The 23,947-nt window shown below is 74.6% G+C and carries 25 protein-coding genes and 1 pseudogene; 9 read left to right on the forward strand and 17 right to left on the reverse strand.

What is annotated here, in order from left to right:
• The first annotated feature begins 47 nt into the window (after positions 1 to 47).
• Both ACYX4T_RS12625 and ACYX4T_RS12630 read left to right on the forward strand, forming a co-directional pair.
• A complete protein-coding gene (locus ACYX4T_RS12625) occupies positions 48 to 968 on the forward strand; it encodes a GntR family transcriptional regulator (protein WP_476014836.1) in 921 nt (306 codons plus the stop codon).
• Between the two features lie 31 nt (positions 969 to 999).
• A complete protein-coding gene (locus tag ACYX4T_RS12630) occupies positions 1,000 to 2,283 on the forward strand; it encodes an aspartate aminotransferase family protein (protein WP_476014837.1) in 1,284 nt (427 codons plus the stop codon).
• Positions 2,284 to 2,825: 542 nt separating this feature from the next.
• Here ACYX4T_RS12630 and ACYX4T_RS12635 read toward each other — a convergent pair.
• Positions 2,826 to 3,080: a hypothetical protein gene (locus tag ACYX4T_RS12635; RefSeq protein ID WP_476014838.1), complete on the reverse strand. Its 255-nt coding sequence runs from the start codon at positions 3,078 to 3,080 to the stop codon at positions 2,826 to 2,828.
• The gene (locus ACYX4T_RS12640; protein ID WP_476014839.1) at positions 3,081 to 3,425 is read right to left on the reverse strand and encodes a DUF6247 family protein; all 345 of its coding nucleotides are present in this window, start codon (positions 3,423 to 3,425) and stop codon (positions 3,081 to 3,083) included. It lies immediately after the preceding gene.
• Positions 3,426 to 3,534: 109 nt separating this feature from the next.
• Between ACYX4T_RS12640 and ACYX4T_RS12645 the strand changes: the two genes are divergently transcribed.
• On the forward strand, positions 3,535 to 4,488 hold the full coding sequence (locus ACYX4T_RS12645) for a Dyp-type peroxidase (protein WP_476014840.1): 954 nt from the start codon (positions 3,535 to 3,537) through the stop codon (positions 4,486 to 4,488).
• On the opposite strand, the gene ACYX4T_RS12650 is transcribed toward ACYX4T_RS12645, so the two are convergent.
• The 3 genes and pseudogenes from ACYX4T_RS12650 to ACYX4T_RS12660 form a co-directional block, all read right to left on the reverse strand.
• Entirely contained in the window at positions 4,473 to 5,021 is a 549-nt protein-coding gene (locus ACYX4T_RS12650) for a DUF6790 family protein (RefSeq protein WP_476014841.1), read from the reverse strand. The two genes, ACYX4T_RS12645 and ACYX4T_RS12650, sit on opposite strands and share 16 nt — an antisense overlap.
• Positions 5,022 to 5,064: 43 nt before the next feature.
• A complete protein-coding gene (locus ACYX4T_RS12655; protein WP_476014842.1) occupies positions 5,065 to 5,301 on the reverse strand; it encodes a hypothetical protein in 237 nt (78 codons plus the stop codon).
• A 257-nt stretch (positions 5,302 to 5,558) separates the two neighbouring features.
• Positions 5,559 to 5,753: pseudogene (locus tag ACYX4T_RS12660) on the reverse strand (neutral zinc metallopeptidase); the annotation flags it as partial.
• Between the two features lie 145 nt (positions 5,754 to 5,898).
• Between ACYX4T_RS12660 and ACYX4T_RS12665 the strand changes: the two are divergent.
• Positions 5,899 to 6,453: a P-loop nucleotide/nucleoside kinase family protein gene (locus tag ACYX4T_RS12665; RefSeq protein WP_476014843.1), complete on the forward strand. Its 555-nt coding sequence runs from the start codon at positions 5,899 to 5,901 to the stop codon at positions 6,451 to 6,453.
• Positions 6,454 to 6,491: 38 nt separating this feature from the next.
• Positions 6,492 to 7,991 (forward strand): flavin-containing monooxygenase, encoded by a 1,500-nt coding sequence (locus ACYX4T_RS12670; RefSeq protein WP_476014844.1) that lies wholly within the window; start codon positions 6,492 to 6,494, stop codon positions 7,989 to 7,991.
• Positions 7,992 to 7,997: 6 nt separating this feature from the next.
• Here ACYX4T_RS12670 and ACYX4T_RS12675 read toward each other — a convergent pair whose 3' ends face one another.
• On the reverse strand, positions 7,998 to 8,759 hold the full coding sequence (locus ACYX4T_RS12675; protein WP_476014845.1) for a DUF4190 domain-containing protein: 762 nt from the start codon (positions 8,757 to 8,759) through the stop codon (positions 7,998 to 8,000).
• Positions 8,760 to 8,933: 174 nt separating this feature from the next.
• Between ACYX4T_RS12675 and ACYX4T_RS12680 the strand changes: the two genes are divergently transcribed.
• Together ACYX4T_RS12680 and ACYX4T_RS12685 are read left to right on the forward strand one after the other, a co-directional pair.
• On the forward strand, positions 8,934 to 9,305 hold the full coding sequence (locus ACYX4T_RS12680) for a VOC family protein (protein WP_476014846.1): 372 nt from the start codon (positions 8,934 to 8,936) through the stop codon (positions 9,303 to 9,305).
• On the forward strand, positions 9,302 to 9,466 hold the full coding sequence (locus ACYX4T_RS12685) for a hypothetical protein (protein WP_476014847.1): 165 nt from the start codon (positions 9,302 to 9,304) through the stop codon (positions 9,464 to 9,466). Before ACYX4T_RS12680 ends, ACYX4T_RS12685 begins: the two co-directional genes overlap by 4 nt.
• Before the next feature lie 6 nt (positions 9,467 to 9,472).
• Here ACYX4T_RS12685 and ACYX4T_RS12690 read toward each other — a convergent pair whose 3' ends face one another.
• Positions 9,473 to 10,342: a YihY/virulence factor BrkB family protein gene (locus tag ACYX4T_RS12690; RefSeq protein WP_476014848.1), complete on the reverse strand. Its 870-nt coding sequence runs from the start codon at positions 10,340 to 10,342 to the stop codon at positions 9,473 to 9,475.
• Between the two features lie 27 nt (positions 10,343 to 10,369).
• A complete protein-coding gene (locus tag ACYX4T_RS12695) occupies positions 10,370 to 10,531 on the reverse strand; it encodes a hypothetical protein (RefSeq protein ID WP_476014849.1) in 162 nt (53 codons plus the stop codon).
• Positions 10,532 to 10,721: 190 nt separating this feature from the next.
• Between ACYX4T_RS12695 and ACYX4T_RS12700 the strand changes: the two genes are divergently transcribed.
• Together ACYX4T_RS12700 and ACYX4T_RS12705 are read left to right on the forward strand one after the other, a co-directional pair.
• Positions 10,722 to 11,714, forward strand: a complete 993-nt coding sequence (locus ACYX4T_RS12700; protein WP_476014850.1) for a mechanosensitive ion channel family protein — start codon at positions 10,722 to 10,724, stop codon at positions 11,712 to 11,714.
• 210 nt (positions 11,715 to 11,924) lie between these two features.
• Entirely contained in the window at positions 11,925 to 12,302 is a 378-nt protein-coding gene (locus ACYX4T_RS12705) for a hypothetical protein (protein WP_476014851.1), read from the forward strand.
• Positions 12,303 to 12,321: 19 nt separating this feature from the next.
• On the opposite strand, the gene ACYX4T_RS12710 is transcribed toward ACYX4T_RS12705, so the two are convergent.
• From ACYX4T_RS12710 to ACYX4T_RS12750, 9 genes are read right to left on the reverse strand one after another with little or no spacing between them, the layout of a single operon-like run.
• Complete coding sequence (locus tag ACYX4T_RS12710) at positions 12,322 to 13,584, reverse strand: alpha/beta hydrolase (protein WP_476014852.1); 1,263 nt, start codon at positions 13,582 to 13,584, stop codon at positions 12,322 to 12,324.
• Positions 13,581 to 13,826: a hypothetical protein gene (locus tag ACYX4T_RS12715; RefSeq protein WP_476014853.1), complete on the reverse strand. Its 246-nt coding sequence runs from the start codon at positions 13,824 to 13,826 to the stop codon at positions 13,581 to 13,583. The genes ACYX4T_RS12710 and ACYX4T_RS12715 overlap by 4 nt, the downstream gene beginning before the upstream one ends.
• Positions 13,823 to 14,491 (reverse strand): VOC family protein, encoded by a 669-nt coding sequence (locus ACYX4T_RS12720; RefSeq protein ID WP_476014854.1) that lies wholly within the window; start codon positions 14,489 to 14,491, stop codon positions 13,823 to 13,825. Before ACYX4T_RS12720 ends, ACYX4T_RS12715 begins: the two co-directional genes overlap by 4 nt.
• Before the next feature lie 33 nt (positions 14,492 to 14,524).
• Complete coding sequence (locus tag ACYX4T_RS12725; RefSeq protein ID WP_476014855.1) at positions 14,525 to 15,262, reverse strand: TetR/AcrR family transcriptional regulator; 738 nt, start codon at positions 15,260 to 15,262, stop codon at positions 14,525 to 14,527.
• A 28-nt stretch (positions 15,263 to 15,290) separates the two neighbouring features.
• Entirely contained in the window at positions 15,291 to 16,052 is a 762-nt protein-coding gene (locus ACYX4T_RS12730) for a maleate cis-trans isomerase family protein (protein WP_476014856.1), read from the reverse strand.
• Positions 16,049 to 17,791 carry a (2,3-dihydroxybenzoyl)adenylate synthase gene (locus tag ACYX4T_RS12735; RefSeq protein WP_476014857.1) on the reverse strand — a complete coding sequence of 581 codons (1,743 nt, stop codon included), beginning with the start codon at positions 17,789 to 17,791 and terminating at the stop codon, positions 16,049 to 16,051. The genes ACYX4T_RS12730 and ACYX4T_RS12735 overlap by 4 nt, the downstream gene beginning before the upstream one ends.
• The gene (locus tag ACYX4T_RS12740) at positions 17,788 to 19,362 is read right to left on the reverse strand and encodes an FAD-dependent monooxygenase (RefSeq protein WP_476014858.1); all 1,575 of its coding nucleotides are present in this window, start codon (positions 19,360 to 19,362) and stop codon (positions 17,788 to 17,790) included. The genes ACYX4T_RS12735 and ACYX4T_RS12740 overlap by 4 nt, the downstream gene beginning before the upstream one ends.
• The gene (locus tag ACYX4T_RS12745; protein ID WP_476014859.1) at positions 19,359 to 21,680 is read right to left on the reverse strand and encodes a hydantoinase B/oxoprolinase family protein; all 2,322 of its coding nucleotides are present in this window, start codon (positions 21,678 to 21,680) and stop codon (positions 19,359 to 19,361) included. The genes ACYX4T_RS12740 and ACYX4T_RS12745 overlap by 4 nt, the downstream gene beginning before the upstream one ends.
• Positions 21,681 to 21,685: 5 nt before the next feature.
• Complete coding sequence (locus ACYX4T_RS12750; protein ID WP_476014860.1) at positions 21,686 to 23,785, reverse strand: hydantoinase/oxoprolinase family protein; 2,100 nt, start codon at positions 23,783 to 23,785, stop codon at positions 21,686 to 21,688.
• Positions 23,786 to 23,947 lie beyond the last annotated feature (162 nt).

A 23,947-nucleotide genomic window follows, 5' to 3' on the forward strand; every position in this document is an offset into this window, starting at 1 on the left:
GCAGGCGCGCGCTCGAACTCGCCCCCGGCCGATGGCACGCTGACGTCGTGCCCGACCTGGACCTCGACACGACGTCGGGCACGCCCGTGTACCGGCAGATCGTGGAGCAGATCCGCGCGCTGGTCGAGGACGGCGGCCTGCCCGCCGGGGAGCGCCTGCCGACCGTGCGCCGGCTCGCCGACAGCCTCGGGGTCAACCGCAACACCGTGTCCCGGGCCTACGCGACGTTGCGCGAGCTCGGCGTCGTCGAGACCCGGGCCGGCGGCGGGACGGCGGTGACGGCCCCGGCCGCGCGCACGGCGCCCGCCCTGGCCCCGCCCGGCACCCTCGTCGAGGGGGTGCGCGACGCGCTGCGCTCGGGGATGTCTCCCGACCAGGTCCGTGACCTCGCCTTCGTCCTCGCGCAGCGGGCCGCGACCGAGATCTCGACCGTGTTCGTCGAGTGCAACCACGAGCGCGCGCAGGCCTTCGCGAAGGAGCTCGGCGACCGCCTACACACCGAGGTCCGCGCGAGCCTTATCGACGAGGTCGACACGACGGTCGCCGACGGCGACCTCGTCGTCACGACGTTCTTCCACCTCACCGAGGTCCGCCGGTGGGCGCACCACGCGCGGCGCGACGTCGAGATCGTCGCCGTGGTGGTGGCGCCGCACGTCCGCACGCTGGCGCGGGTCGCCGACCTGCCGGCCGGGGCGCGCATCGGCGTGCGCTACTCGACGCCGCACCAGGCCGAGCAGGTCCGCGACTGGTTCCGCACCGCGGGGCTCGCCGACGTCGTCGTCGTGCCGCACGACGGGGACGTCCCGGCCGATCTCGCCGTGCTCGTCGTCCCCAGCGAGGACCCCGGGCTCGCCGCGGGCGCCTCGCCGGGCACCGAGGTCATCGAGTTCGGCAACGTTCTCGACGAGGGCTCGATCCGCATGGTCGGCGAGGTCCGGGACCGGGTCCTCCCGACGCGCACCTCTTGACCTAGGACAATCTGCGCCCCACCCTCGGGGCGTGTCCGACCGCACCGAGCACCTCGTCCGCTACGGCGTCCCGTTCGCGCCGGATCTCGTCGCGCGGGCCCACGGCTCGCGGGTGGTGACCGTCGACGGCACCGAGCTCCTCGACTTCACCTCCGGGCAGATGAGCTCCGTGCTGGGGCACAGCCACCCCGAGGTGGTCGAGACGGTCACGCAGGCGGTCGCGACGCTGGACCACCTGCACAGCGGGATGCTCAGCCCGCCGCTGCTCGACCTCGCCGCGGCCCTCGCCGACACGCTGCCGGAGCCGCTGTCGAAGGTGCTGCTCGTCAGCACCGGCGCGGAGTCCAACGAGGCCGCGCTGAAGATGGCCAAGCTCGCGACGGGCCGGTACGAGGTCGTGTCGTTCGACCGCTCGTGGCACGGCATGACCCACGGCGCCGGCGCCGCGACCTTCTCGGCGGGGCGCCGCGGCTACGGCCCGCCGGTGCCCGGCAACCTCGCGCTGCCGACGCCCGACGCCTACCGCTCCCCCTTCCGCCACGCCGACGGCCGCCACGACTGGGAGGCCGAGCTGGACTTCGGCTTCGAGCTCGTCGACCGGCAGTCCGCGGGCAGCCTCGCCGCCTGCCTCGTCGAACCGATCCTGTCGTCGGGCGGCATCATCGAGCTCCCGCCCGGCTACCTCGCGCGGCTGCGGGCGAAGTGCGACGAGCGCGGCATGCTGCTCGTCCTCGACGAGGCCCAGACCGGCGTCGGGCGGACCGGCACGATGTACGCCTTCGAGCGCGACGGCGTCGCCCCCGACCTGCTGACGCTGTCGAAGACGCTCGGAGCGGGGCTGCCCGTGGCCGCCGTCGTCACGTCGCCGGAGATCGAGCAGCTCTGCCACGAGCGCGGCTTCCTCTTCTACACGACCCACGTCTCCGACCCGCTCGCCGCGTCGGTCGCGCACACCGTGCTGCGGGTCGTGACGCGCGACGGGCTCGCCGAGCGCGCCCGCGGGCTGGGCGAGGTCATGAGCGCGCGGCTCGGGGAGCTGCGCGACCGCCACGAGCAGGTCGGCGACGTCCGCGGGCGCGGGCTGCTCCAGGGCGTCGAGCTCGTCGCGGACAAGGCCAGCCGGACGCCGAACCTCGCGCTCAACCACGAGCTCACCGCCGAGTGCCTGCGCCGCGGCCTGCACGTCAACATCGTCCAGCTGCCCGGGCTCGGCGGCGTCATCCGCATGGCGCCGCCGCTGACGATCAGCGACGACGACCTGCACCTCGGGCTCGACATCCTGCGCGACGCGCTCGAGGCCACGGCCGGGAGCTGACGCGGGCCACGGCATGATCGCCGTTGTGGACCTCACCGACCGCACGATCGCGGGCGCCACGGCGTCCGGTGCGACGACCCGGTCGTCCTCGCCGACGGCTACAGCGCCGTGGTCCACCTGCGCCCGAGCCAGGTGGTGGCCCGCGTGCCGACCTTCTACCGCGCACTGCGTCCGGGCACGGCATGGCGGGGGCGAGAGGTCGAGGTCGTCCGACACCTGCAGTCGGTGGGGGCGGCCGTCGTCCCGCTCAGCGACGAGCTGCCGCCGGGCCCGCAGGTGCGCGACGGGCTGACGACCACGTTCTGGCGGCACGTGAGGGCCGCCGGCGTCGAGGTCACCGAGCGCGACCTCGCCGGCCCCCCTCGCCGAGCTGCACCGCGCGCTCGCCTCCTACCCCGGCGACCTCCCCGTCCTCGCCGGGCCGGCCCACGACGTGCCGCACTGCCTGGCGCTGCTGGCGGCGGAGCCCGCCGGGGGTCACCGTCGGCGACCAGGGTCCTTCCTTGCGCACCTGACGGCCCGCTGGGCGACCTGGCGCGGGGTCAGGCCACCCACTGGACCACCAGGACATGGACCTCGCGGTCGCGGTCCAGCACGAGGTAGGTCACAGAGCCTCGCCCGTCGGTGCCGAACACGACCTGCCGCATCGGACCTCCGGGGTTGTCGTCGTTGTACGGGCGGCCGGTCTCGGGCGCCTGTTCGAGGACGGTGAACACGTCGGCGAGGACCCGGATGGCCTCGTCCGGCAACGCGTCGAGCTGGTCGGGGACCGATGTGTCCAGGACGACCCGGTACATCTACTCGCCGAGGCGGCTGCGGATCCGGTCGCGAACCTCCGCGAGCGGCACGCCCTCGGGGTCGCCACCGGCCGCGAGGATCGCGTCGGCCTTCTCGAGCATCCGCTCGTGGGCGTCGCGCCCCTGCTGCGCGGTCATCCCCGCGATGCGGTGGTAGTTCCGCAACACGTCGAGCACCTCGCCGAGGTCGAGCGACTCGGCTGCGCGGGCCAGGGCGGCGCGGTACGCGTCCTCGAACTGGACCCGCTCCCTCTCGACGAGCCCGTCCCTGATGGCGGCGGGCGTCGCGTCACACGGCAGGGCCGGGATCGGCGAGGCCACCACGGGCTCGGACGCGGCGCTCATACCGGCACGGTAGCGACCCACCCCGACGGACGGGGCCTCCCCGCGAAGCCGCGCGACGATCTGGGCTCGCCGCCGGCTCTCGGGCAGGGTGAGGCCCATGGGTTCACCCATGAGCTCGCCCGAGCCCCAAGCCGTCCTGACGCCGCTCACCGAGGCGTCGATCTTCCTCACGCTCGTCGTCGAGCCCGGCGGCGAGGACGGCGTGCGCGACGTGCTCGGCGACGTCGCCGGCCTGCGGCGCTCGGTCGGGTTCCGTATGCCCGAGGGCGAGCTGACCTGCGTCGTCGGCGTCGGCGCCGCGGTGTGGGGGCGGCTGTTCGGCGGGCCGCGGCCGCGGGGCCTGCACCCTTTCCGCGAGCTGCACGGCGCCCACCACGCCCCGGCGACGCCCGGCGACCTGCTCGTGCACCTGCGGGCGCACCGGCTCGACATGTGCTTCGAGCTCGCGCACCTGATCACCCAGCGCCTGCGCGGGCACGCGCGGGTCGTCGACGAGGTGCACGGGTTCCGGTTCTTCGACGAGCGCGACCTGCTCGGCTTCGTCGACGGCACCGAGAACCCCGAGGGCGGCGCCGCCCGCGCCGCGGTGCTCGTCGGCGACGAGGACCCGCGCTTCGCGGGCGGGAGCTACGCCGTCACGCAGAAGTACCTCCACGACCTCGACGGCTGGGACGCGCTGTCGACCGAGGAGCAGGAACGCGCGATCGGGCGCACGAAGCTCCAGGACGTCGAGCTCCCCGACGACCGCAAGCCCCCGAACTCCCACGTCGCCCTCAACGTCATCACCGACGAGCACGGCACCGAGGCGCAGATCCTGCGGTTCAACATGCCGTTCGGGCACGTCGGCACCGGTGAGTTCGGGACGTACTTCGTCGGCTACACCCGCGAGCCCGCGGTGATCGAGCAGATGCTGCAGAACATGTTCGTCGGGACCCCCGAGGGCCACCACGACCGCATCCTCGACTTCTCCACCGCGATCACCGGCAACCTCTGGTTCGTCCCCACCGCCGACTTCCTCGACGATCCGCCGGCTCCTGACGCGGGGGATCAGGTCGCGACGTAGAGGCCGATGACGACCAGCGGCGCGACGACGTCGAACCAGAAGATGAACCCGGTGTTGCCCGGCGACGTGTTGCCCGCACGCAGCCGCTGCACCACGTGCCCGACGGCCGCGCCGAGGTAGAAGATCGAGAAGGCGATGACGGTCGCGAGCTGGAAGCCCCGGTCGAAGCCGGGTGCCAGCACGCCGAGCACGCCGATCAGCACGCCCGCGAGCCCGACCTCCCACTGGAACGGGCTCCCGCGCGGCCACCCGATGGCGTCGGCGATCGGGTCGGGCATGAGGAGGTGCCCGGAGCCGATCATGAGCGCGTTGACGCCGACAATCCACGCCAGCGCGTTGGCCAGTGTCGCCGGGAGCAGGCCCGCGGTGCCGTGCTGGGCGAGCTGCACCACCTCGGCAACGACGAAACCGACGATGCCGACGTAGGTCGTCAGGCTCAGCAGCCGCAGCACCCATGGCGGCGGGCCGCCGTGTGCGGACGCCGGCGCCGTCGGGCCCGCCTCGGCCCGCACCGGCGGCTCCTCGGTGGTCACCCGACCATCGTCACAGCGGCTGGGGCCCGGAGGCACCACCCGCTCAGGTGGTGGTCCGACCCGTCCCGGGAGCGGTGCCCGGATCGAGGACCGCCAGCGGCGCGGTCGGCTGGTGCGTCGCGTAGCGGCGGGGACGGCCGTCGCGCGGGGGCAGAGGCGTGGGAGAGGCCGGTACGCCCCGGGTGTCGACGGTCGCGAGCACCTCCGCCCCGAACGGCCACCCAGTGCGCCGCGCCGCGCGGGCGGCGTCGGCGAGCTGGGCGAGGTCGCGGCCGCTCACCCCGCCTGCGCGGGGCGCCGGCGTGGGCTCGAGAGCCGGGTCGGGACGGAGCCCAGCGTCGGCGCGGTGCGACGCGCGCGAGCCGTGGGGGGCGGGGTCCGCCTCGCGGCGCCTGCCGGTCCGGGTCTTCCTGTGGTGCCCCATCGCCGACCACTCCCCCCGCGCCGGCGCGCAGCGTGCCCGCCATCACCCCGGAGAACGAGCGACGGCGCACCGGGCAACGACCGTGCTCGCGCTCGGGCGAGCGCCGGGGAGGATCAGCCCAGGTCGTTGGAGCGGAAGGTGTCGTAGCGGGTGGGGTCGCCGGTGGTGTAGCCGGTGGTCAGCCACTTCTTGCGCTGCGCGGACGTGCCGTGGGTGAACGAGTCCGGGTCGACGGTGCCGCCGCCGAGACGCCCCTGGATGTCGTCGTCGCCGATGCGCTGGGCGGCGTCGATCGCGCCGTCGGGGTCGGTGTTGGCGTCCGCCCCGGTGCGGCACTCGCCGGCGAGCTCCGACGTCCCGGCCACCGCCCCCCGGGCGGGTGGAGGGACGTCGTGTCGGGGTCGATCCTGGCGCAGCCGGACCCTGCGCGTCGCCTCGTGCGACGGTGTGCCGGTGCTGGCCGAGGTGTACGTCGTCGCGGGCGCCCCGGGAGCGGGCAAGAGCACGGTCGCCGACCGGCTGATCGCGCTGCTCACGCCGCCCCCGGCCCTGCTCGACAAGGACACGATGTACGGCGACTTCGTCGCGGCGACGCTCGCGGCCGCGGGGCGCCCGGACGACGAGCGCGAGGGTCCCTGGTACGACGAGCACGTCAAGGCCCACGAGTACGCGGGCATGACCGCGGTGGCCCGGGAGGTCCGCGCACGGGGGTGCCCGGCGGTGCTGTGCGCGCCGTTCACCGGCCAGATCCGGGACCCCGCGCGGTGGCGGGCCTGGGTCGAGGAGCTCGGCGGCGAGCCCGTGCACCTGATCTGGGTGTCGTGCGACCCGCCGACGCTGTGGCGGCGCCTCGAGGCCCGCGGCCGCGCGCACGACGCGGGGAAGCTCGCCGCGTTCGACGCCTTCGTCGCCCGCATGCGCCCGGACACCCCGCCGCCCGTGCCGCACCTGCCGGTGGACACGACGGCGTCGATCGACGACCAGCTCCCGCACGCGCAGAATCCCTGATCGACGCGCGCGCTCGAGGAAGGGCGCTGAGGAGAGGCATGGCCGACCGGGAGCTCGACGCCCTCGTGATCGGGGCAGGCGTCGGCGGGCTCGCCGCGCTGCACCTGCTGCGCGCGCAGGGCCTGCGCGTGCGGGCCTACGACGCGGCCGGGGACGTCGGGGGCGTCTGGTGGTGGCACGGCCACCCCGGCTCGCACCTCGATACCGAGGGCCCCGTCTACCAGTACTCCTTCTCCGCGGAGCTCTACCGCGACTGGGGGTGGAGCGAGCGCCACCCGGCCGGCTACGAGGTGCAGCGCTGGCTGCGCTTCGTCGCCGACCGGCTCGACCTGCGCCGCGACCTGGCGCTGCGCACCCGGATCGTGAGCGCCCACCTCGACGAGGCGCGCGGGCGCTGGAGCGTGCGCACCGACCGCGGCGAGACCATCGATACGCGGTTCGTCGTCGCGTGCACCGGCCTGCTCCCGGGTCCGGCCGCGGACCTCACCACCGACCTCGTCACCGACGACTTCGCCGGCGCCGTCCTGCGCACCTCGGACTGGCCGGAGGGACGCCACGACCTCGCCGGCCGGCGGGTCGGCGTCGTCGGTCCGGGCACGGCGGGCGTGCAGCTCGTGCCGTGGGTCGCCCGCGACACCGCCCACCTGACCGTGTTCTCGAGCGCGCCGGTGTGGGTGGTGGCGCGGTCGAACCCGGTCTACGGCTGGAGCGAGCGGGACGCCTACCGCGCGCGGTTCGCCGAGCTGCGCACGGCCGTGGCGTCCACCGCGACCGGCGACCGGTACGAGCCCCGGCACCGCTTCGCCGACCTCGACCCGGCCGCGCGGCGAGCGCTGCTCGAGGACCTGCTGCGCGACGGCTCGCGGCGCCTGTGGCTCGACGGCCTCACCGGGCTGGGCACCGACCCCGCGGTGGACGCGGAGGTGACCGCCGTGGTCCGCGCCGCGATGGTCGCCCGCCTCGGCGACCCCCAGATCGTCGACCCCGAGCTCGTCGACGCGCTCGTGCCCGCCGACCACGGCGTCGCGACCGGCCCGGTCGCCCTCGACGACGGCTGGCTCGAGGCGTGCGCGCGCCCGGACGTCGACGTCGTCGACCTGCGCCGGGACCCGGTCGCGGCGGTGCGCCCCGAGGGGGTCGTGCTCGCCTCCGGGACCGTCCACGCGCTCGACGTCCTCGTGCTGGCCGAGGAACCCGACGCCGGCCCGCCCGCGCTGGGCGGGATCGACGTGCGCGGCCGGGGCGGGCGCGCGCTCGGCGAGTCGGCCTCGCTCCTGGGGCTCGCGACGCCGGGGTTCCCGAACCTCCTCACCACCGCCGCCCCACCCGCGCCCACGTCACGGCACGCGGTGATGACGACGGTCCGCGAGCACCAGGCCGCGTGGATCGCCCGCGCGGTCCGCGACCTCGACGCGGCGGGGTGCACGACGCTCGAGGCGGTCGGGACCGGTCCGGCAGGGGTCGACGGGGTCGGCGACTACCTGGCGCGGCTGGCGGCGGAGGCCGCGGCGGGCTACCCGTGGTTCCGTCGACGCTGATGGGGATCACGCGGGCGACCAGACGCAGTCACCGCTGAACTCGACGAGGCCGTCGGCCGGACGGACGGTGATGAAGGCGGGGCCCCCGTCGGTGCTCTCGCTGCCGATCGGGGTGCCGTCGGCGGTTTGCCGCGAGGCCGAGCAGTAACGGAAGAGGCTGCCGGCGGGCGCGCCGGCGGTGCGGTAGCGGCCGGGGGCGATCTCGGCGCCGACGGTGTAGGTGCCCTGGCCGAAGCTGCCCGCCGGGACGGCGGGCTCCGCGGCAGGCTCCTGGCCGTTCGCCGAGGAGGGCGCCGAGTACGTCGGTGTGGTCGTGTCGTCGGTGGACGAGGTGCTGCTGGCGGAGGAGAGGGCGGACACCCAGAGCACGCAGATGAGCACGCCGACCGCGCCGAGCACGATCCCGGCGTTCGCGAGCCCGCGTCCGACGCCGCCGCGGCGGATCGCGACCGACTGGCCGACGATCGACAGGACCAGCCCGATCGGGCTGATCACCCACGCGACGATCCCGACGAAGGGCACGAGCGCCAGCACCGCGCCGACGAGCGCGACCACGAAGCCGCCCGTGGCGAGCCCGTTCGTCGGCTGCGGCACGAAGGGCGGGGGCCCGTAGTACCCGGACGGCCCGTACGGCCCGCTCTGCGACGGCGCCGGGTACCCGGAGTGGCCGTAGGCCGGCTGGCCCTGTGGGGCGAAGGGCTGTTGCCCGTACGGCTGCTGCCCGAAGGGCTGCTCGGGCCGGTACGGCGGCGGGTACGGCTGGCTCATCACTGGTCTCCCCCGACGGATCACCTGGTCGCCGGTGTCTCGTCGACCACGGACGGGGTATTACGGACCGTCACCGAGCCGACGACCGCGCCAGCGCGCCGCACGTGACGCTGCCCGTCGACGGGGCCCGCCGGGCGCCGCGCCCCGACCGGACCCGGCTAGCCTGGCCGCGCCATGACACCTCGCCGTGCCCAGCCGATCGCCGTGGCCGTCGACGCCCGTGACCCCGAGGTGCTCGCGTGGTTCTGGTGCGGGGTGCTCGGGTCGTCGGTCGTGCGCCGGTGGCACGACGCCCACGGCACCGCCTACGTCGAGGTCGGCCTCGTCGACGACGTCGTGCTGCTCTTCCAGGCCGTCGCGGCGCCGACGCCGGGCAAGAACCGGCTGCACCTCGACGTCACCGCGCCCGGCGACCAGCGCGCCGAGGTCGAGCGGCTCGTGGGCCTCGGGGCGCGGGTGCTCGACGAGGCGCTGGACCACCCCTGGATCGTGCTCGCCGACCCCGAGGGCAACGAGTTCTGCGTGCTGCCGGCGCGGGCGTCGTGACCCGGCTCGTCGCGCGCCGCCCCGTTCCGGCACGCCACGTGCCCCGCCTGCTCGCCGGTCTGCTGTGGCGCACCGTCGGCGCCGGGTGGTGGGTCAGCCGGGGCTGGTGGACCGCGCGCACCGCGGTGCTCACCACGATCACCGGGGGTGAGCGGCGGTGACGGCCGTCAGGCGTCCACCGCGTCGTCGGCCTTCGCCGCGCCCCGCGTGCCCATCGGCCGCGGCGCGCCCGTGGTCGTGTCCCGCTCGGTCTGGTACTCCGCCTCGGAGTTGATCTCCGCGCCGAGCAGCACGATGTACGCGGTCAGGTAGAGCCACAGCAGGAACACGACGATGCCGGCGAGGGTGCCGTAGGTCTTGTTGTAGCTGCCGAAGTTGTCGACGTAGAAGCTGAAGGCGACGCTACCGACGACCCACAGCAGGGTCGCGAAGAGCGAGCCGGGCGTCACCCAGCGGAAGCGGGGCGCGTCGCGGTCGGGCGCGATCCGGTAGGCCACGGCGAGGCCCACGACGACGAGCGCGACCAGCAGGCCCCAGCGCACGACCTGCGCGAGGACGCGCCCCGCCGTGCCGAGGGCGTCGAGCAGCACCGGCGCCACGGCCACGAGGGCGACCGCGACGACGACGAACACGATCGCGCCGAGGGTGAGGGCGAGGGCGATCGCGCGCAGCTTCACCGCGCCGCGGCCCTCGGTCTCGTCGTAGGCGATGTTGATCGCGGCCATGAGGTTCTGCGTCCCGCTCGAGGCGCTGAACAGCGCGGCGAGGATCGAGACGACGAGACCGGTGGTCAGGCTGCCGGTCCCGGCGCCGACGACCGCGCCGATCTGGTCGCTGACGAGGGTCTGGGCGCTGGCCGGCAGCGCCTGCGACAGGCTCTCGATGGTGGCGGCGACCTGCGCCGGGTCGGCCACGAGGCCGTAGAGCGACACGAGGGCGATGAGGGCCGGGATGATCGCCAGGAACCCGAAGAACGCGACGCCGCCCGCGAGCATGCTCACGTTGTCGGCGCTGCTCTCGGTGAACGCGCGACGCACGATCTGCCACCATCCGCGCGGAGGCACCTACTGCGGCGAGGACGCCCGGCCGCCGGGGACACCGGGGGGCGTCCGCGTCGACGACGGGCCGGCGCGGCGGGGCCGGCTGCGCGGCCGGGTCTCGTCGGGACCCTGCAGCACGGTGCGGGCGACCAGCACCGCGGACAGCAAGCGGGCGACGAACCCCACGGCGGACCTCCTCGTCGACGACAGGCGCCGCTGGTACCCGGAGCGTCGTCGCCGGAACCACCGGTCCGGTGGGCGCCCTGCACGCGAGGTCCGATCGGGTGCCGGCGCGATTCCCTGCGTCACCGATCGGGCACCACGGCCGCGCCACGGAGTGAGTCGGCGACGGACGCCGACCGGGGGAGGAACCGTCATGACGCCAGCGCCGCCGAGCGGGGGTGGGTTCAACGTGCTGCAGAGCCTGCAGAACGCGTTCACCACGCTGCTCAACTACGTGCCGAACGTGATCGGGGCCCTGCTGGTCCTGCTCATCGGCTACATCATCGCCCGCCTCATCCGGGCCGGGATCACCAAGCTCCTGCGCCGCGTGCGCCTCGACGAGCGCCTCACCCACGGGCGCGGCGGCGAGTACGTCGCCCGCTTCGCCCCCGACGGCAGCCCCTCGAAGCTCGTCGGCCTGGTCGTGCAGTGGGTCCTGCTCGTCTTCGTGATCGTCTCGGCCGTCGGGACGCTGAACATCCCCGCGGTCACCGGGTTCGTGGACCTGGTCCTGTCGTACCTGCCGAACGTGCTCGCCGCGGTGCTGATCTTCCTGGTCGCCGCCGCGATCGCCGCCGCCGTCGGCGGTCTGGTGCACCGCACGATGGGCGACACCCCCACCGGGCGGGTGGCGCGCAGCGCCGCGCCGACGCTCGTCATGGCGATCGCCGTCTTCATGATCCTCAACCAGCTCGGCATCGCGGAGACGATCGTGACCGCGACCTACATCGCGCTCATCGGGGCGGTGGCACTCGGTTCTGCGCTGGCCTTCGGGCTCGGTGGTCGCGACGCGGCCGCCGACCTCATCAACTCCGGCTACCGTCGCGCCCAGGAGCAGTCCGACCAGGTCCGTCAGGACATGGCGGTCGGTCGCCAGCGGGCCGAGGCCGACGCGCGGGCGCACGCCCCGAGCGGGCTGCAGAACGACGGCCAGGGCGCCCCGGCCGGCGCCCCGACCCCGCCCAACGGCACCCCGGTCCCGGGCAACGACCCCTACGCGACCCAGCCCGGGACCCCCGGCGCCGGCCCGGCCACCCGTCCTGGCGACCCCTACGGGCCCGGTGACGCCTACGGGCCCGGCGCGACCGAGCCCGTCGCGCCCAGCACGCCGCCCGGCACGCCGCCCGGGGGCACGCCCCGGCGCTGACCCTCGTCACCGAAGAACACACGACAGCCCCGGCGCGCGACACGCGCCGGGGCTGTCGTGTGTCCGGCTCCGCCGGCTCTGCTGGCTCCTCGGGCGCCCCGGACCGTCACCGCAATCCAGTCCGGCGCGTCACTTCGCCGGGGTCCGGGTAACCGACCTCGACGCCGGTTGACCTGTCCAGCCCGCGATCGCCCGTCGAGCGGGAGGGTCATGGATGCGACAGGAGACCACCGGTTCGCGCCCCACCACACGGCTGATGGCCGGCGTGATGGGACCGCTGCTGTCCGCCTACCTGCGGAAAGCCGACCGGAAGGCCGATCGCCGGGCGGACCGCCGGACGCCGATGGCGGCTCGGCCGTCGAGCGGGTCCGAGCCGCGGCGGTCGAGCTGAAGGCGCTGCTCACCGGCGACCTCCCGGCGCCCGCCGAGACGCACGAGGTCGTCGACGAGCTCGCCGCCCTCGTGCAGCTCGCCGCGCTCTCCGGCCACGCCGCGATCGGCCGCTACAGCGCCGACGTGGAGGGCGCCGCGGTGCGCTTCACCCAGGCGCTGCAGTCGCTGCGCGACGACCCCTGCCGGGGAGACTGAGCTCGTCGGACCGAGCGCCTCAGCACACCGGCGGCGCCAGTTCGTGGCGCTCCCGCAGCCACGCCGCGATCCGCTCCGCGGCCAGCTCGTTGCCCGTCGGCTCGCCCGCGGCGATGGCACCGCCGAAATGGGTTCCGCGCACGGTGACGTGGGTGCGGTCCGCGGCGCCGAGCGCGCCGACCATCGCGCGGGTGTCCGACGGGAACGCCGCCTGGTCGCCCGTGAGCTCGACGAACAGGGTCGGCGCGGTGACGCCGGGGGCGCAGCGGACGAAGTCGGCGTTCGTCGAGAGTCCCGACCACGTCGAGAGCCACGCCTCGGGCGTCGTGAGCCGTCCGAACCCGACCTGCCCGTAGTTGATGAGGTCCGGACGCGCGCCGAACAGCGAGCCATACGGCCGCTCGCTGGGGTCGAGCGAGAGGTCGACCGTGCGGGGGTCGGCGTCGGTGCGGAACACCGTGATGACGTGCGGGGCGAGCGCGCGGCGCCGGTCGGCGGGGTCACCCGACGCCTGGTGCGAGGCGCGGGCCTCCGCGGTCCGTGCGACGTGCTCGCGGGCCACGGCGTCGATGCGCGCGACGCGGTCGCGCTGGGCCGCGCGATAACGCTCGAGGAACGCCGGGCTGTACGACGCGCTGCGCGGCGGCTCGACGAACCCGTTCTCGCCCCGGAACGGATCGAGTTCGGGCACGACGGACAGCGGGTCCCGCTCGTCGGCGACCGACGGGTCGATGCAGCCCAGCAGCAGCCGGCCCTGGCCGGGGTGCGGGGCGAGGAACACGACGCCGTCGGCGGTCGGCATGGTCGCGGCGGCGAGCTTCGTGGGCCGTCCCGCCGGGGTGGTGGCGAGCCGGTCGTCGGGCGCCAGGCCGGCCTGCTCGAGGTAGAACGCGTAAAGCGTGCCGCCCCCGGAGTGCCCGAGCGGGACGATCGCGTCGAACCCCCGCTCGCGCAGGAACACCATGCCCGCCGCGACGTCGAGCAGCGCCTGCTCGTGCACGAGCGTGAGGTCGTTGTTCACCGAGCGCGTGTGCTGGGTCCACACCGCCGCGCCGGCGCGCAGCAGGTGCGGCACGAGCGCGTGGTGGGTGAGGTCCTGGCGCGGGTGCATGAGGCACACGACGGTGCGCGCGCCCGGCACCGTCGCGAGCACCCCTCGCACCGTGGCGCCGTCGGAGGTCGTCAGCTCGTGGACGCTCGTGGTCGTGGCGGCCGGGCGCTCGTCGGCCGCGACGTAGCGCCCGGCACCGAGCCCCTCGGTCGCCGCCGTCGGCGCGCTCATGCGGGCTCGACGCGCAGCGCGTCCTTGTCGTGCTGGACGATCTCCCCGCCGGCCACACCGGCGACGCAGGAGTACCAGACCGCGTGCCGGCAGCCCGTCGCGCGCCGGTCGACGACGATCGCCCCGTCCGCGGTGATCTCGAAGTAGGGCCCGACCCGGCCGACGGTGACCTCCGGGTCCTGTCCCGCGACCTTGGCGACCGTGGTGTTCTCGGGGACGTCGAGGACGTAGAGGGCGGTCACGACGTCACCCCCTGCGCCTGCTCCTGCCGGCGGGTGCGCTCCTGGGCGAGCTCCCAGTCGGCGGCCCGCTCGACGATGAGCTCGGCCTTGCGCGCGAGCAGCTTGCCGAACGACGGCTCCGGCGCGCCGACGACGTCGAGCAGCGCGTCGATCGTCAGGTTGGCGTCGAGGTCCTCCTGCGGCGTCACCGGACGCATCGCGCGGGTGAACTCGACCATGTAGCCGTTCGGGTCGTGGGTGTAGATCGACTCGATGGTCTCGTGCTGGATCTGCATCTCCACCGGCCACGTCGAGGCGTCGAGACGGCGGCGGTACTCCAGCAGGTCGTCCTCGCCGTCGACGTGGATGGCGAGGTGGCGCGACCGGACGAAGAACTCCGGCACCTCGGGCCCGAACCCGGCGTAGACGTCGCCGCGGCCCTGCTCGTGCTGACGCTCGAGGCCGAAGTAGTAGAAGAACGCGATCCGGTCGTCGTTGCCGATGTCGAAGAAGAAGTGGATGAAGTCCGGGTGGTCCTCCGGACCCCAGCCGGCGGCACAGATCGAGTGCACGACCGGGAAGCCGAGGACGTCACGGTAGAAGCGCACCGTGGCGGCGGGATCGAAGGTGGGGAACGCCGCGTGGTCCACGCCGCGCACCTTGTGCTCGAGCGGTGCGTCCGTCATGGCGTCGACGGTACGACGCCGTCGACTTCTGTGTCAATCTTTCGACGGTGGCGACGAGGTGCCGCCCAGGACGTGCTCGAGGTAGTCGAGGTCCTGACGCAGCAGGGCCACCGCGGCGGCGGGGTCGTCGGGCCGCGGGCTCGCCGGACGGCGGTCCGCGGTCTGCGCGACGAGCGCCACCGCCATCTCGGCCATCTGCTCGGCGACCTCGTCGACCGTGCGCGCACCCCCGGGGTGGAACCACCACGCGATCCAGTTGCACATGCCGATCAGCGCGAGCGCGGTGGTCCGCACGTCGCCGGGCCGGAACTCCCCGCTGCGCACGCCCTGGTCGACGACGCGCACGACGCCGTCGAGCACCCGGCGCTTCGCCACCTCGTGCGCGTGCGCGAGGTCGCCGGGCAGCTCGGACTCCGAGCGGATGACGAGCCGGAACCGCGCCGCGTGTCCGGCCTGGCGCGCCGCGAGGTGCCGCACCAATCCCCGGATCTTCGCGGTGGCGTCGAGGTCCTGCGCGGCGATCTCCTCGACCATGTCGGCCGGGCCCTCGGTGATCTCGGTGACCAGCCGGGCGAGCAGCTCGTCCTTGTTCCGCACGTAGTAGTAGAGCGCCGGGCGGGTCATGCCCATGGCGTCCGCGATGTCCTGCAGGCTCGTGCCCGCGAAGCCCCGCTCGGCGAACAGCCGCGTGGCCTGCTCGTAGATCTGCGACTCCACCAGCTCGCGGCGGGTCGACGCCCGGCCCTGGGCCGCGGGTCCGGTCGCGCTCATGAGCGGCGACGATACGGCGGCGGCGCGTTCACACGAGCGGCGACGCGGCGGTGGCGCCGGCGCGCGTAAGCGACCCGGCGTCGGGGAGCTCGGGCGGCAGGCCGAGGGCGCGCAGCAGGCAGAAGGCGCCGGCGGTGGCGGCGGAGAGCACGGGCAGCCCGAGCTCCTGCTCCGCGCGCTCGACGAGCGGTAGCGACGGCATCTGCACGCAGGCCGAGATGACGAGCGCGTCGACGCCGGTGAGGTCGAGGCCCCGGGCGGCGGCCATGACCCGGTCGCCCGGGATGGCGCCCACCTCGGCGTTGTCGGCGACCTCGAGCGCGACCCAGTCGGCGACCTCGAGCTCCTCGGCCTCGAGGTAGCCCACGACCCGCTCGGCCAGCGGCCGCACGTACGGCGTGACCAGCGCGATCCGGCGCGCCCCGAGGGCCGCGAGGGCGTCGACCAGGGCGCCGGCGCTGGAGATCAGCGCGGCCTCGACGTCGCGGCCGAGCAGCTGGTCGGCGACGGCGGACTCGACGCGCCGGTGCTCCCCCGGGCCCTGCGCCATGATCGCGACGAGGCAGGCGTAGAGCAGCGCGTCGACCCGCGCGTCGGCGAGCTCGTCGACGCAGCGGCCGCGCTGGTCGTTCATCGCGGCGAGCTCCTCGGGCGAGACCGTGTGCATGCGCATCCGGCTGCCGTGGAACGAGAACGTCGCGTCGCGGTGCCGCGCGAGCAGCGCCGGGATCTCGGTCTCGACGGTGACGTTGGAGCTGGGCACGACCAGCCCGATCCGGTGGTGGCTCACTGGGCGCCCTCTCCTCGCAGCTTCTCGGCGATCTCCGCCGCCATCGCCTTCTTGTCGAGCTTCCCGACGCGCGTGCGCGCCAGGGCGGCGACGGACTCGACCCGCTCGGGCCACTTGAACGTCGCCACCCCGAGCCCGCGCAGGTGCTCGCGGACGTCCTCGAGCGTCACCGGCACGCCGTCGGTGACGAGGTACGCGCACCCCCGCTCTCCGAGCCGCGGGTCCGGCATCGCGACCAGCGCCGCCTCGACGACGTGCGGGTGCGCGAGCAGGAGCAGCTCGACCTCCTCGGCGTTGATCTTCTCGCCGCCCCGGTTGATGAGGTCCTTGATCCGGCCCTCGATCGACACCGCGCGGTGCCCGTCGATCACGCGGATCGCGGCGAGGTCGCCGGTGCGGTACGCGCCGGCGGAGGTGAACGCCGACTGCGCGCCACCGGGGTTGCGGTCCTCGGCCGCGTAGTAGCCCGGCAGCGTGTAGGGGCCGCGGGCGCAGAGCTCGCCGACCTCGCCGTCGGGGACCTCGTCCTCGGTGCCCGGCGCGAGCACCACCACCTCGTCGGCGGGCGAGACCGGCACGCCGACGGTGGTGCGCCGCAGCTCGGCCGACCCGCCCCGCGGGGTGACGAGAAAGAGCCCCTCGGCCATCCCGAACAGCTGGCCCACCCACGCGCCGTCGGCGGCGACCGCGGCGAAGAGCTCCTCGGACACCTTGGCCCCCGACAGCACGACGATGCGCAGGTGCTCCGCGAGCGCCGGGTAGGCGGGGTGCTCGGGTGCGCGGTAGTGCACGTGCCCGAACAGCACCGACGTCGTGCGCTCGGCCGCGAGCAGGGGCAGTGCGGTGTCGAGGTCGTGGCTCGTCAGCACCAGGCACGCCCCGACGGTCGCCGCGGCGTGCACCCCGCACGAGATGCCCGCGTTGTGGACGACCGGGATGAGGTGACCGACGCGGTCCTCGGCGGTCCAGCCGAGCGCCTCGGCGTAGGCGCGGGCGTTGTACCAGTACTCGGCGTGCTGCCGCGGGATCAGCTTCGGCACCCCGGTGGTGCCGCCGGAGAGCTGGAAGACCGCGACGTCGTCGGCGTCGATGCCCTCCTGGATGGCCGCCACCCGCGCCCGGGCCGTCGCCGCGTCGAGGCCGGCGCCGAGGCCCTCGAGGCGCACGGCGTGGGTCGGCAGCTCCGCGTCCGCCGGCGCCCCCAGCACGAGGACGTGGTCGAGCGTCGGGTGCCCGTCGGCCTGCTCGACGGCGAACGCGACGAGGTCGATCCCCCGCGTGCCGTGCTCGACGAGGTGCCCGCGTGCCCCGACCGCCCGACTGATGTGCGCGATCTCGTGGCCGCGGTGGGCGGCGAGCGTCGCGACCGGCACCAGGCCGGCCTTGAGCAGCGCGTACCAGGCGAGGACGGTCTCGAGCCGGTTGGTGACCTGCACGAGCACCGGGTCGCCCGGCACGAGCCCGAGGTCGGCGAGGCCCGTGCCGATCCGGTCGGTGGCGGCGTCGAGCTCGGCGTAGGTCAGCCGGCCCTCGGCGGCCACGACGGCGTCGCGCTCGGGGTGGCGCTCCGCGGCCGCCCGGAACTCGTCGGCGAGCGTCCGCGTGCCCCACAGGCCGGCCCCGCGGTAGGCCGCGACGGCCTCCGGCGGGAACGGCACCCGCCGGTCGTCGAAGCGCGCGGTGGGTCGGGCCCGGTGGGTGGGTCCAGGGTCGGTGGGTGCTGGGTGGGTGGTGCTCACGTGTCCCCCTCCGGGTCACGCAGGGCGGCCAGGTGCAGGCGGTCGCTGACGAGCCCGTCGACGACGTCGCCGCGGCACGTCGTGGGCGCGGCGACGACGACGAGCGCGGGCGCGCGCCGCCGCAGCCGCTCGGCGACCTCGAGCCGGGTGAGCACGCTGGAACGGTCGTCGGCCCCGGTGAACCACACGACGTCGGCGGCCGCGGCCGCCGTGAGCGCGCGCTCCAGCGCGGCCTCGACGTCGGACTCCCGTCCAGCGGGGCGGACGTCGGCGCCGAGGTCGACGACGGACACGCCCGCGCCGAGGGCCGCGGGGTCGTCGGGGACCAGCCGGGAGGTGAACGTCCGCCCGGCGGCCTGCAGGGGCTGCGCGAGGACCTCGTCGGGGATGGTCTCCGGGTGCTCGACGGCGTCGGCGAGCGCGGGGTCGTCCGACCAGTGCGCGAGCGCCCCGGCCACCACCGCCGGCGTGCCGGCGGCGAAGCGGTCGAGCGCGACGTTGCCGGCCCGCGTCATGTACGCGACCAGCAGCTGCTCGACCGGCGAGTCGAGGCGCTCCGGGAACGACTCCCACCAGCGCCGCGACCGCTCGGCGATGTCCTGCAGCCGCGTGACGGCGGGCCGGCGGGCCGCCTCGTAGGCGCTCAGGGCCTTCCCCCGCTCGTCGGCCGCGGAGAGGGACGACACCAGCGCGATCGCGTCCTCCATCGCGAGCTTCGTCCCGGAACCCAAGGAGTAGTGCGCGGTGTGCGCGGCGTCGCCGAGCAGCACGGTCCGCCCGTCGTGCCAGCGCGCGCACCGCACCGTCCGGAACCGCAGCCAGCGGGTGCGGTTCCCGATCAGCCGGTGGCCGTCGAGGTGGCGGGCGAACACGTCGGACAGGTGGTCGAGCGCGACGTCGTCGGACGCGTCGGGCGGCAGCGCCGCGGTCGTCCGGTCGAACCCGGCCGCCCGCCACGTCGCCTCGTCGGTCTCGACGAGGAACGTGCTGCGGTCGGGCGCGTAGGGGTAGGCGTGCGTGACGTACACGCCGTGCTCGGTGCGCTCGGGCGCGAACAGCGCGTGCGGCAGCGCGACGTCGACGCCGGCCCAGAGGTACCAGCCGGTGCCGACCTCGACGTCCTCGCCGAAGTCGCCGGCGGCGCGCGTGGCGCTACCGACCCCGTCCGCGGCGATCACCAGGTCCGCGTCGAGCTCGTCGGCGGCGCGCCGCGTCCCGAACTCGAGCTTCACCCCGGCGTCCTCGGCGTGGCGCGCCAGGACCTGCAGCAGGTCGGCCCGCCCCACCGCCACCAGGCTGGACACGTTCATCCCGGCCTCGTGGTCGCCGACGCGCATCCGCATGTCGTGCGACCAGGCGGTGGCGAGGATGTCGTCGAGCGTGGCGGGGTCGGCCTCGGCGAGCCGGGCTTGCGTCCGCGCGGCGAGCCCGACCCCGAACCCGAACGTCTGGTCCGGCACGCCCTGCTCGTGGACCACGACCTCGCACCCGGGCCGCGCGAGCTTCAGCAGCCGTGCGGCGTAGAGACCGCCCGGTCCCCCGCCGAGCACGGCCACGCGGTGGAGTGTCATGCCCGAGCGTCCGCGAGCACGCGGCTGGTGCGGGTCACGTCGTCGACGTGGTCGACGGGCACCACCGCCGTCGAGATCGCCGTGGCGCACCCCGGGCAGCAGTACTGCCGGAAGTGCACCGCGCCGTCGACGTAGGACCCCGCACCGTCCACGACCTGCGGACCCGCGTCGCTGACCGGGCCCTCGTAGCGCACGAGGTCGAGCTCACCGACCGCGCCGGTGCCCAGCACCGTCGCGCAGTGGCGGCACGCCACCTGCTCGACCCCCTCGTGGGTCACGCCGACGAGGTTGTCGTCGAGACGGCGGGCGTCGGTGAGGTCCACCGTGCTCCGGCTCCGCCCGCCCGCGGCGACGCGGTCGCGTCGGGCATCGCGCAGTTCCCGGCGCCGGGCCTCGGTGGCGTCCGTGTCGACGGCGCCGGTGCCGTCGAGGACGACGCCGTACGCCTCCCGCGCGGTCGGGGCGGTGACCTTCTCCTCGCGGACGTCGCGGGCGACGTCGGCGGGGTCGCGGACCAGCGGGTCGCCGTAGCCCCCGCCGCCCTGCCAGAACATGGTGAACACCTCGCCGGGAGCGACGTACGTCTCGCCGTAGCAGGGCTGGAGCTCGGGCGTGCCGCCCACCTCGTCGAGGTCGGCCGGCAGCCGGCCCGCACCGAGTGCGGTGGAGACGTCGCTGCCGCGGGCGATGTACTCGACCCCGGTGTTGCCGGGGTAGCCGCCGGCGAGCCCGTTGTTCTGGCTCACGGCCTTGCCGTTGGAGGCGAGGACGAGACCGATCGGGAAGCTCGTGCCGTGCGGGGTGATCGCCAGCGACGCCCCGACCCCGCCCCGTCGGCGGCCCGGACCGCCCGAGTCCGGTTCCTCGCGGCGCCACAGGGCGAGCACCGGGTAGAGGAACTCGGTCATCTCGACGTCCGGGACGCGCCCGAGCGGGATGCAGAACAGCCCGCCGGTGTCCATGCCGTCGGCCTGCGGCTGGGCGCCGTACCCGCCGGCCATGGGGTCCATGAGGATCGACAGGAACGGCGTCGGCACGGCGCCGCGCTGGTCGAGTCCGGCGATGACGGCGGTGTCCCACGTGCCGCAGCAGGCGGACTGGACGTGCGCGTCCAGGTCCGGCGCCTGGTCGAGCATCTGCGAGAGGCACTCGGCGACGAGGTTGCCGGTCAGCCACGCCGGCCCGATCGGCCCGCGCCCGACCGCCGCAGGGAAGCTGGCGTTGTTGATGGTGCCTTCCTCGGCGACGAGGTCGAAGCAGCGCATCAGCCCGCCGGCCGACCACGGGATGTCGCCCGCGAGGATCGGCAGCAGCGCGAGCATGACGCCGCCGCGCATGCCCGCGTAGGTGCAGTTGACGACGCCGGACTGCGGGTCGGTGCCGGTGAAGTCGAAGGTCAGGTGGTCGGCGGACTTCGTCATCGCCACCGTGATCCTGTGCAGACCGCGGTCGCCGGTGTGCGACTGGTCCTGGTAGCCGGTGGCGTGCCAGGTGCCGTCGGGCAGATCGGCGAGCTTGCCGCGCAGGCGCGACTCGGCGTCGGCCATCATCCGCTTCATCACGGCCTTGACCGTGTCGGCGCCGTACTGCTCGATGACGGCGAGGAGGCGGTCGCGCCCGACGGTGTTGGCGCCGACCTTCGCGCGCAGGTCCAGCCCGATCATCATCGGCACCCGCGAGCGGCGTACCCAGACGTCGGCGACGTCGTCCTGCAGCACGCCGTCGCGCACGACCTTGATCGGCGGGGTGGGCAGCGACTCGGAGAAGACGTCCTGCGCGGCCGGCGAGAACGAGCCGAGCCCGACGCCGCCGAGGTCGGGCTGGTGGGCGATCGCGGAGGTCCAGCCGAAGAGCTTCCCGTCCCAGAACACCGGCTGGTAGACCATCGCGTCGTTCTGGTGCAGCCCGCCGCCGACCCACGGGTCGTTGGTGAGGAACATGTCGCCCTCGGCGATGCCGGGGTTGGTCGCGCGGTGCTGCAGGGTCCAGTAGATGGCGAGGTCGACGGCGCCGACGAGCATCGTGTTGTAGAGCCCGACCTGCACCTCCTGGCCGAGCTCGTCGGAGACGGCGAAGTCGAAGTCGTTGGCGTCGGTGACGATCGGTGAGCCGGACATGCGCTTGAGCGCCTCGCCCATCTCGTCGGTGACCGACCACAGGCGGTGCCGCACGACCTCGTAGGTCAGCGGGTCGAGCGCGTCGATCTGCTCCTGGGTGACGGTGTGGACCGGCAGGCTCGCCGGGAGCGCGGCGGCGAGGGTGGCGGGGTCGATCGGGCGGCTCGAGAACCTCTCGGAGCCGGGGACGGCCATCGTCATGGTGGTCAGTGCTCCGTCTTCGTGATGTGGAGGTTGCCGAGCTCGTCGACGGTGCCGGTGCGGCCGTCGGGGACGACGACGGTGGTCGTCGGGACCTCGACGACGGCCGGTCCGGTGATCACGTGACCGGCGCGCAGGGCGGCGTAGTCGTAGATCGGGGTGTCGACGAAGCCCTGGCCGATCTCGAGGTGGACGGGGCGCCGTCCCGAGGGCTCCGGCTCCCCCGACGCCTGCTCGAGCGGCGGGAGCTCCGGGCTGAACGGCAGGACGCCGCGGCCGCGGACGCGGTAGGTGATGGCCTGGATGCCGGCGGCGCTGAAGCCGGAGCCCTGGCCGTAGAGCTCGGCGTACCTCGCCTCGAACCGGTCGGCCGCGGCCTGCATCGCGTTCTCGTCGAGCGGGCCCTCCCCGACGGGCACGGTGACCTCGGCGAGCTGCATGGCGTAGCGCATGTCGACCTCGCGGACGATCTCGACGCGGTCGAACGTCAGGCCCTGCCGGTCGAGGCCGTGGCGGACCTGGTCCTCGAGCTGGGCGAAGTTCTTCTCCGCGCGCACCGGGTCGACGGGGAGCTGGGCGGGATCGGAGAGCTCCTGGGCGAGCGCGATGTCGGACGCGGCGAGGCCGTAGGCGGAGAACGCCGACGCGACCGGGCCGAGCGGCACGACGACCTCGGCGACCCCGAGGTGCGTCGCGTACTTGGCGCAGAACGCCGGGCCGGAGCCGCCGAAGGCGTAGAGGACGAAGTCGCGCGGGTCGTGGCCGGCCTCGACGACGCTCTTGCGCAGCAGGTCGCCGGTCTGGGCGTTCTGCGCGGCGTGGATGGCCGCAGCGGCGTCCTCGACGGAGAGGCCCAGCGGCTCGGCGACCCGGGTGCGGATGGCCTCGCGGGCCTTGTCGACGTCCAGCGCCTTGCGGCCGCCGAGCAGGCCGGTGGCCGGGAGGATGCCGAGGACGAGGTTGGCGTCGGTGTTGGTGGGCTCGGTGCCGCCCTGGTCGTAGCAGGCGGGGCCGGGCACGGCCTGTGCCGAGTGCGGCCCGATGCGCAGGTTGCCGCCGGGGTCGACCCACGCGATCGCGCCGCCGCCGGAACCGATGGCGTGCACCCGCAACGTCGGGACGTTGATCGGGTGGTGGTTGATGACGGTGGTGGTGTCGCGCTCGGGTTCGCCGTCGACGATCAGCCCGACGAGGAACGTCGTGCCGCCGACGTCGGTGGAGATGATGTTGCGGTGGCCGAGCCGCCGGCCGAGCTGGCTCGACCCGACGACCCCGCCGGTGAGCACGGAGCCCACCGTGGAGATGGCCTGCGCGGGGGCCTCGGACGCCGCGACCGCGCCCCCGTTGGACTGCATGACCAGCAGCGGGCCGGCGAGACCGCGCTCCTTCAGCCCGGCCTCGAGGGTGGCGAGGTAGTCGCGCAGCCCGGGCCCGACCTGCGTGCTCATGATCGTCGTGGAGTTGCGGGCGAACTCCCGGATGCGCGGGCTGACCTCGCTGGAGAGCGCGACGTAGACGTCGGGGTCGATCTCCGCGACGAGCTCGCGGATGCGGCGCTCGTGCGCCGGGTTGCGGAACGCCCAGAGCAGGGAGACCGCGATGGCGCGGACGCCGTCGGCCCGGAGCTTGCGGACCTGCGCCCGGACCTCGTCCTCGTCGAGCGCGACGATCACGTCGCCGTCGCGGTCGATCCGCTCGGTGACCTCGAGGGCGTGCCGCTTTCCCAGCAGGTGGTGGTCCTTGTCCTGGGCGAGGACGTGCTGCAGCTCGTGCGGGCTCCGGCCCAGGTAGCGGCCCTCGACGTTCATGATGAAGATCGAGTCGCGGTGGCCCTTGGTGGTCAGGAACCCGACGTCGGGGACCTTGCGCTGGACCAGGGCGTTGAGGCTCGACGTGGTGCCGTGCGCGATGTGGTGGGTCTCGGCGAGCATCTCCTCGACGGGGCGCCCGAGCTGCTCGGCGAGCAGCTCGAGCACGTCGAGCACGCCCTGCGAGTAGTCCGGCGGCGTCGACGGCGCCTTCGCCGCGATGACCGAGCCGGAGTCGTCGTCGAGCACCGCGTCGGTGAACGTGCCCCCCACGTCGACGCCGATCACGTACGTCATGGCCACACTCCTCATCGAGCCAGGGGCGTGACCCGAGCCACGCGTTTGACGGTGTCGTCGACTATCTGACACTGGCGTGGGCTCGTCAAGGGGCGACCGATTCTGAGCGAAGGGCACCTTCGGTCGACTAGATCGGCGAGGGGCGCCCTTCGTCGGAACGGG

The sequence above is a fragment of the Actinomycetospora sp. ABD4_176 genome, from assembly GCF_056311855.1.

Excerpts from the sequence above, each read along its gene's own strand:
- ACYX4T_RS12635 (WP_476014838.1), bottom strand. The coding sequence starts at position 3,080 with ATGTACCGGGTCGTCCTGGACACATCGGTCCCCGACCAGCTCGACGCG.
- ACYX4T_RS12640 (WP_476014839.1), bottom strand. The coding sequence starts at position 3,425 with ATGAGCGCCGCGTCCGAGCCCGTGGTGGCCTCGCCGATCCCGGCCCTG.
- ACYX4T_RS12645 (WP_476014840.1), top strand. The coding sequence starts at position 3,535 with ATGAGCTCGCCCGAGCCCCAAGCCGTCCTGACGCCGCTCACCGAGGCG.
- ACYX4T_RS12670 (WP_476014844.1), top strand. The coding sequence starts at position 6,492 with ATGGCCGACCGGGAGCTCGACGCCCTCGTGATCGGGGCAGGCGTCGGC.
- ACYX4T_RS12675 (WP_476014845.1), bottom strand. The coding sequence starts at position 8,759 with ATGAGCCAGCCGTACCCGCCGCCGTACCGGCCCGAGCAGCCCTTCGGG.
- ACYX4T_RS12680 (WP_476014846.1), top strand. The coding sequence starts at position 8,934 with ATGACACCTCGCCGTGCCCAGCCGATCGCCGTGGCCGTCGACGCCCGT.
- ACYX4T_RS12700 (WP_476014850.1), top strand. The coding sequence starts at position 10,722 with ATGACGCCAGCGCCGCCGAGCGGGGGTGGGTTCAACGTGCTGCAGAGC.
- ACYX4T_RS12705 (WP_476014851.1), top strand. The coding sequence starts at position 11,925 with ATGGATGCGACAGGAGACCACCGGTTCGCGCCCCACCACACGGCTGAT.
- ACYX4T_RS12710 (WP_476014852.1), bottom strand. The coding sequence starts at position 13,584 with ATGAGCGCGCCGACGGCGGCGACCGAGGGGCTCGGTGCCGGGCGCTAC.
- ACYX4T_RS12720 (WP_476014854.1), bottom strand. The coding sequence starts at position 14,491 with ATGACGGACGCACCGCTCGAGCACAAGGTGCGCGGCGTGGACCACGCG.
- ACYX4T_RS12725 (WP_476014855.1), bottom strand. The coding sequence starts at position 15,262 with ATGAGCGCGACCGGACCCGCGGCCCAGGGCCGGGCGTCGACCCGCCGC.
- ACYX4T_RS12740 (WP_476014858.1), bottom strand. The coding sequence starts at position 19,362 with ATGACACTCCACCGCGTGGCCGTGCTCGGCGGGGGACCGGGCGGTCTC.
- ACYX4T_RS12745 (WP_476014859.1), bottom strand. The coding sequence starts at position 21,680 with ATGACGATGGCCGTCCCCGGCTCCGAGAGGTTCTCGAGCCGCCCGATC.
- ACYX4T_RS12750 (WP_476014860.1), bottom strand. The coding sequence starts at position 23,785 with ATGACGTACGTGATCGGCGTCGACGTGGGGGGCACGTTCACCGACGCG.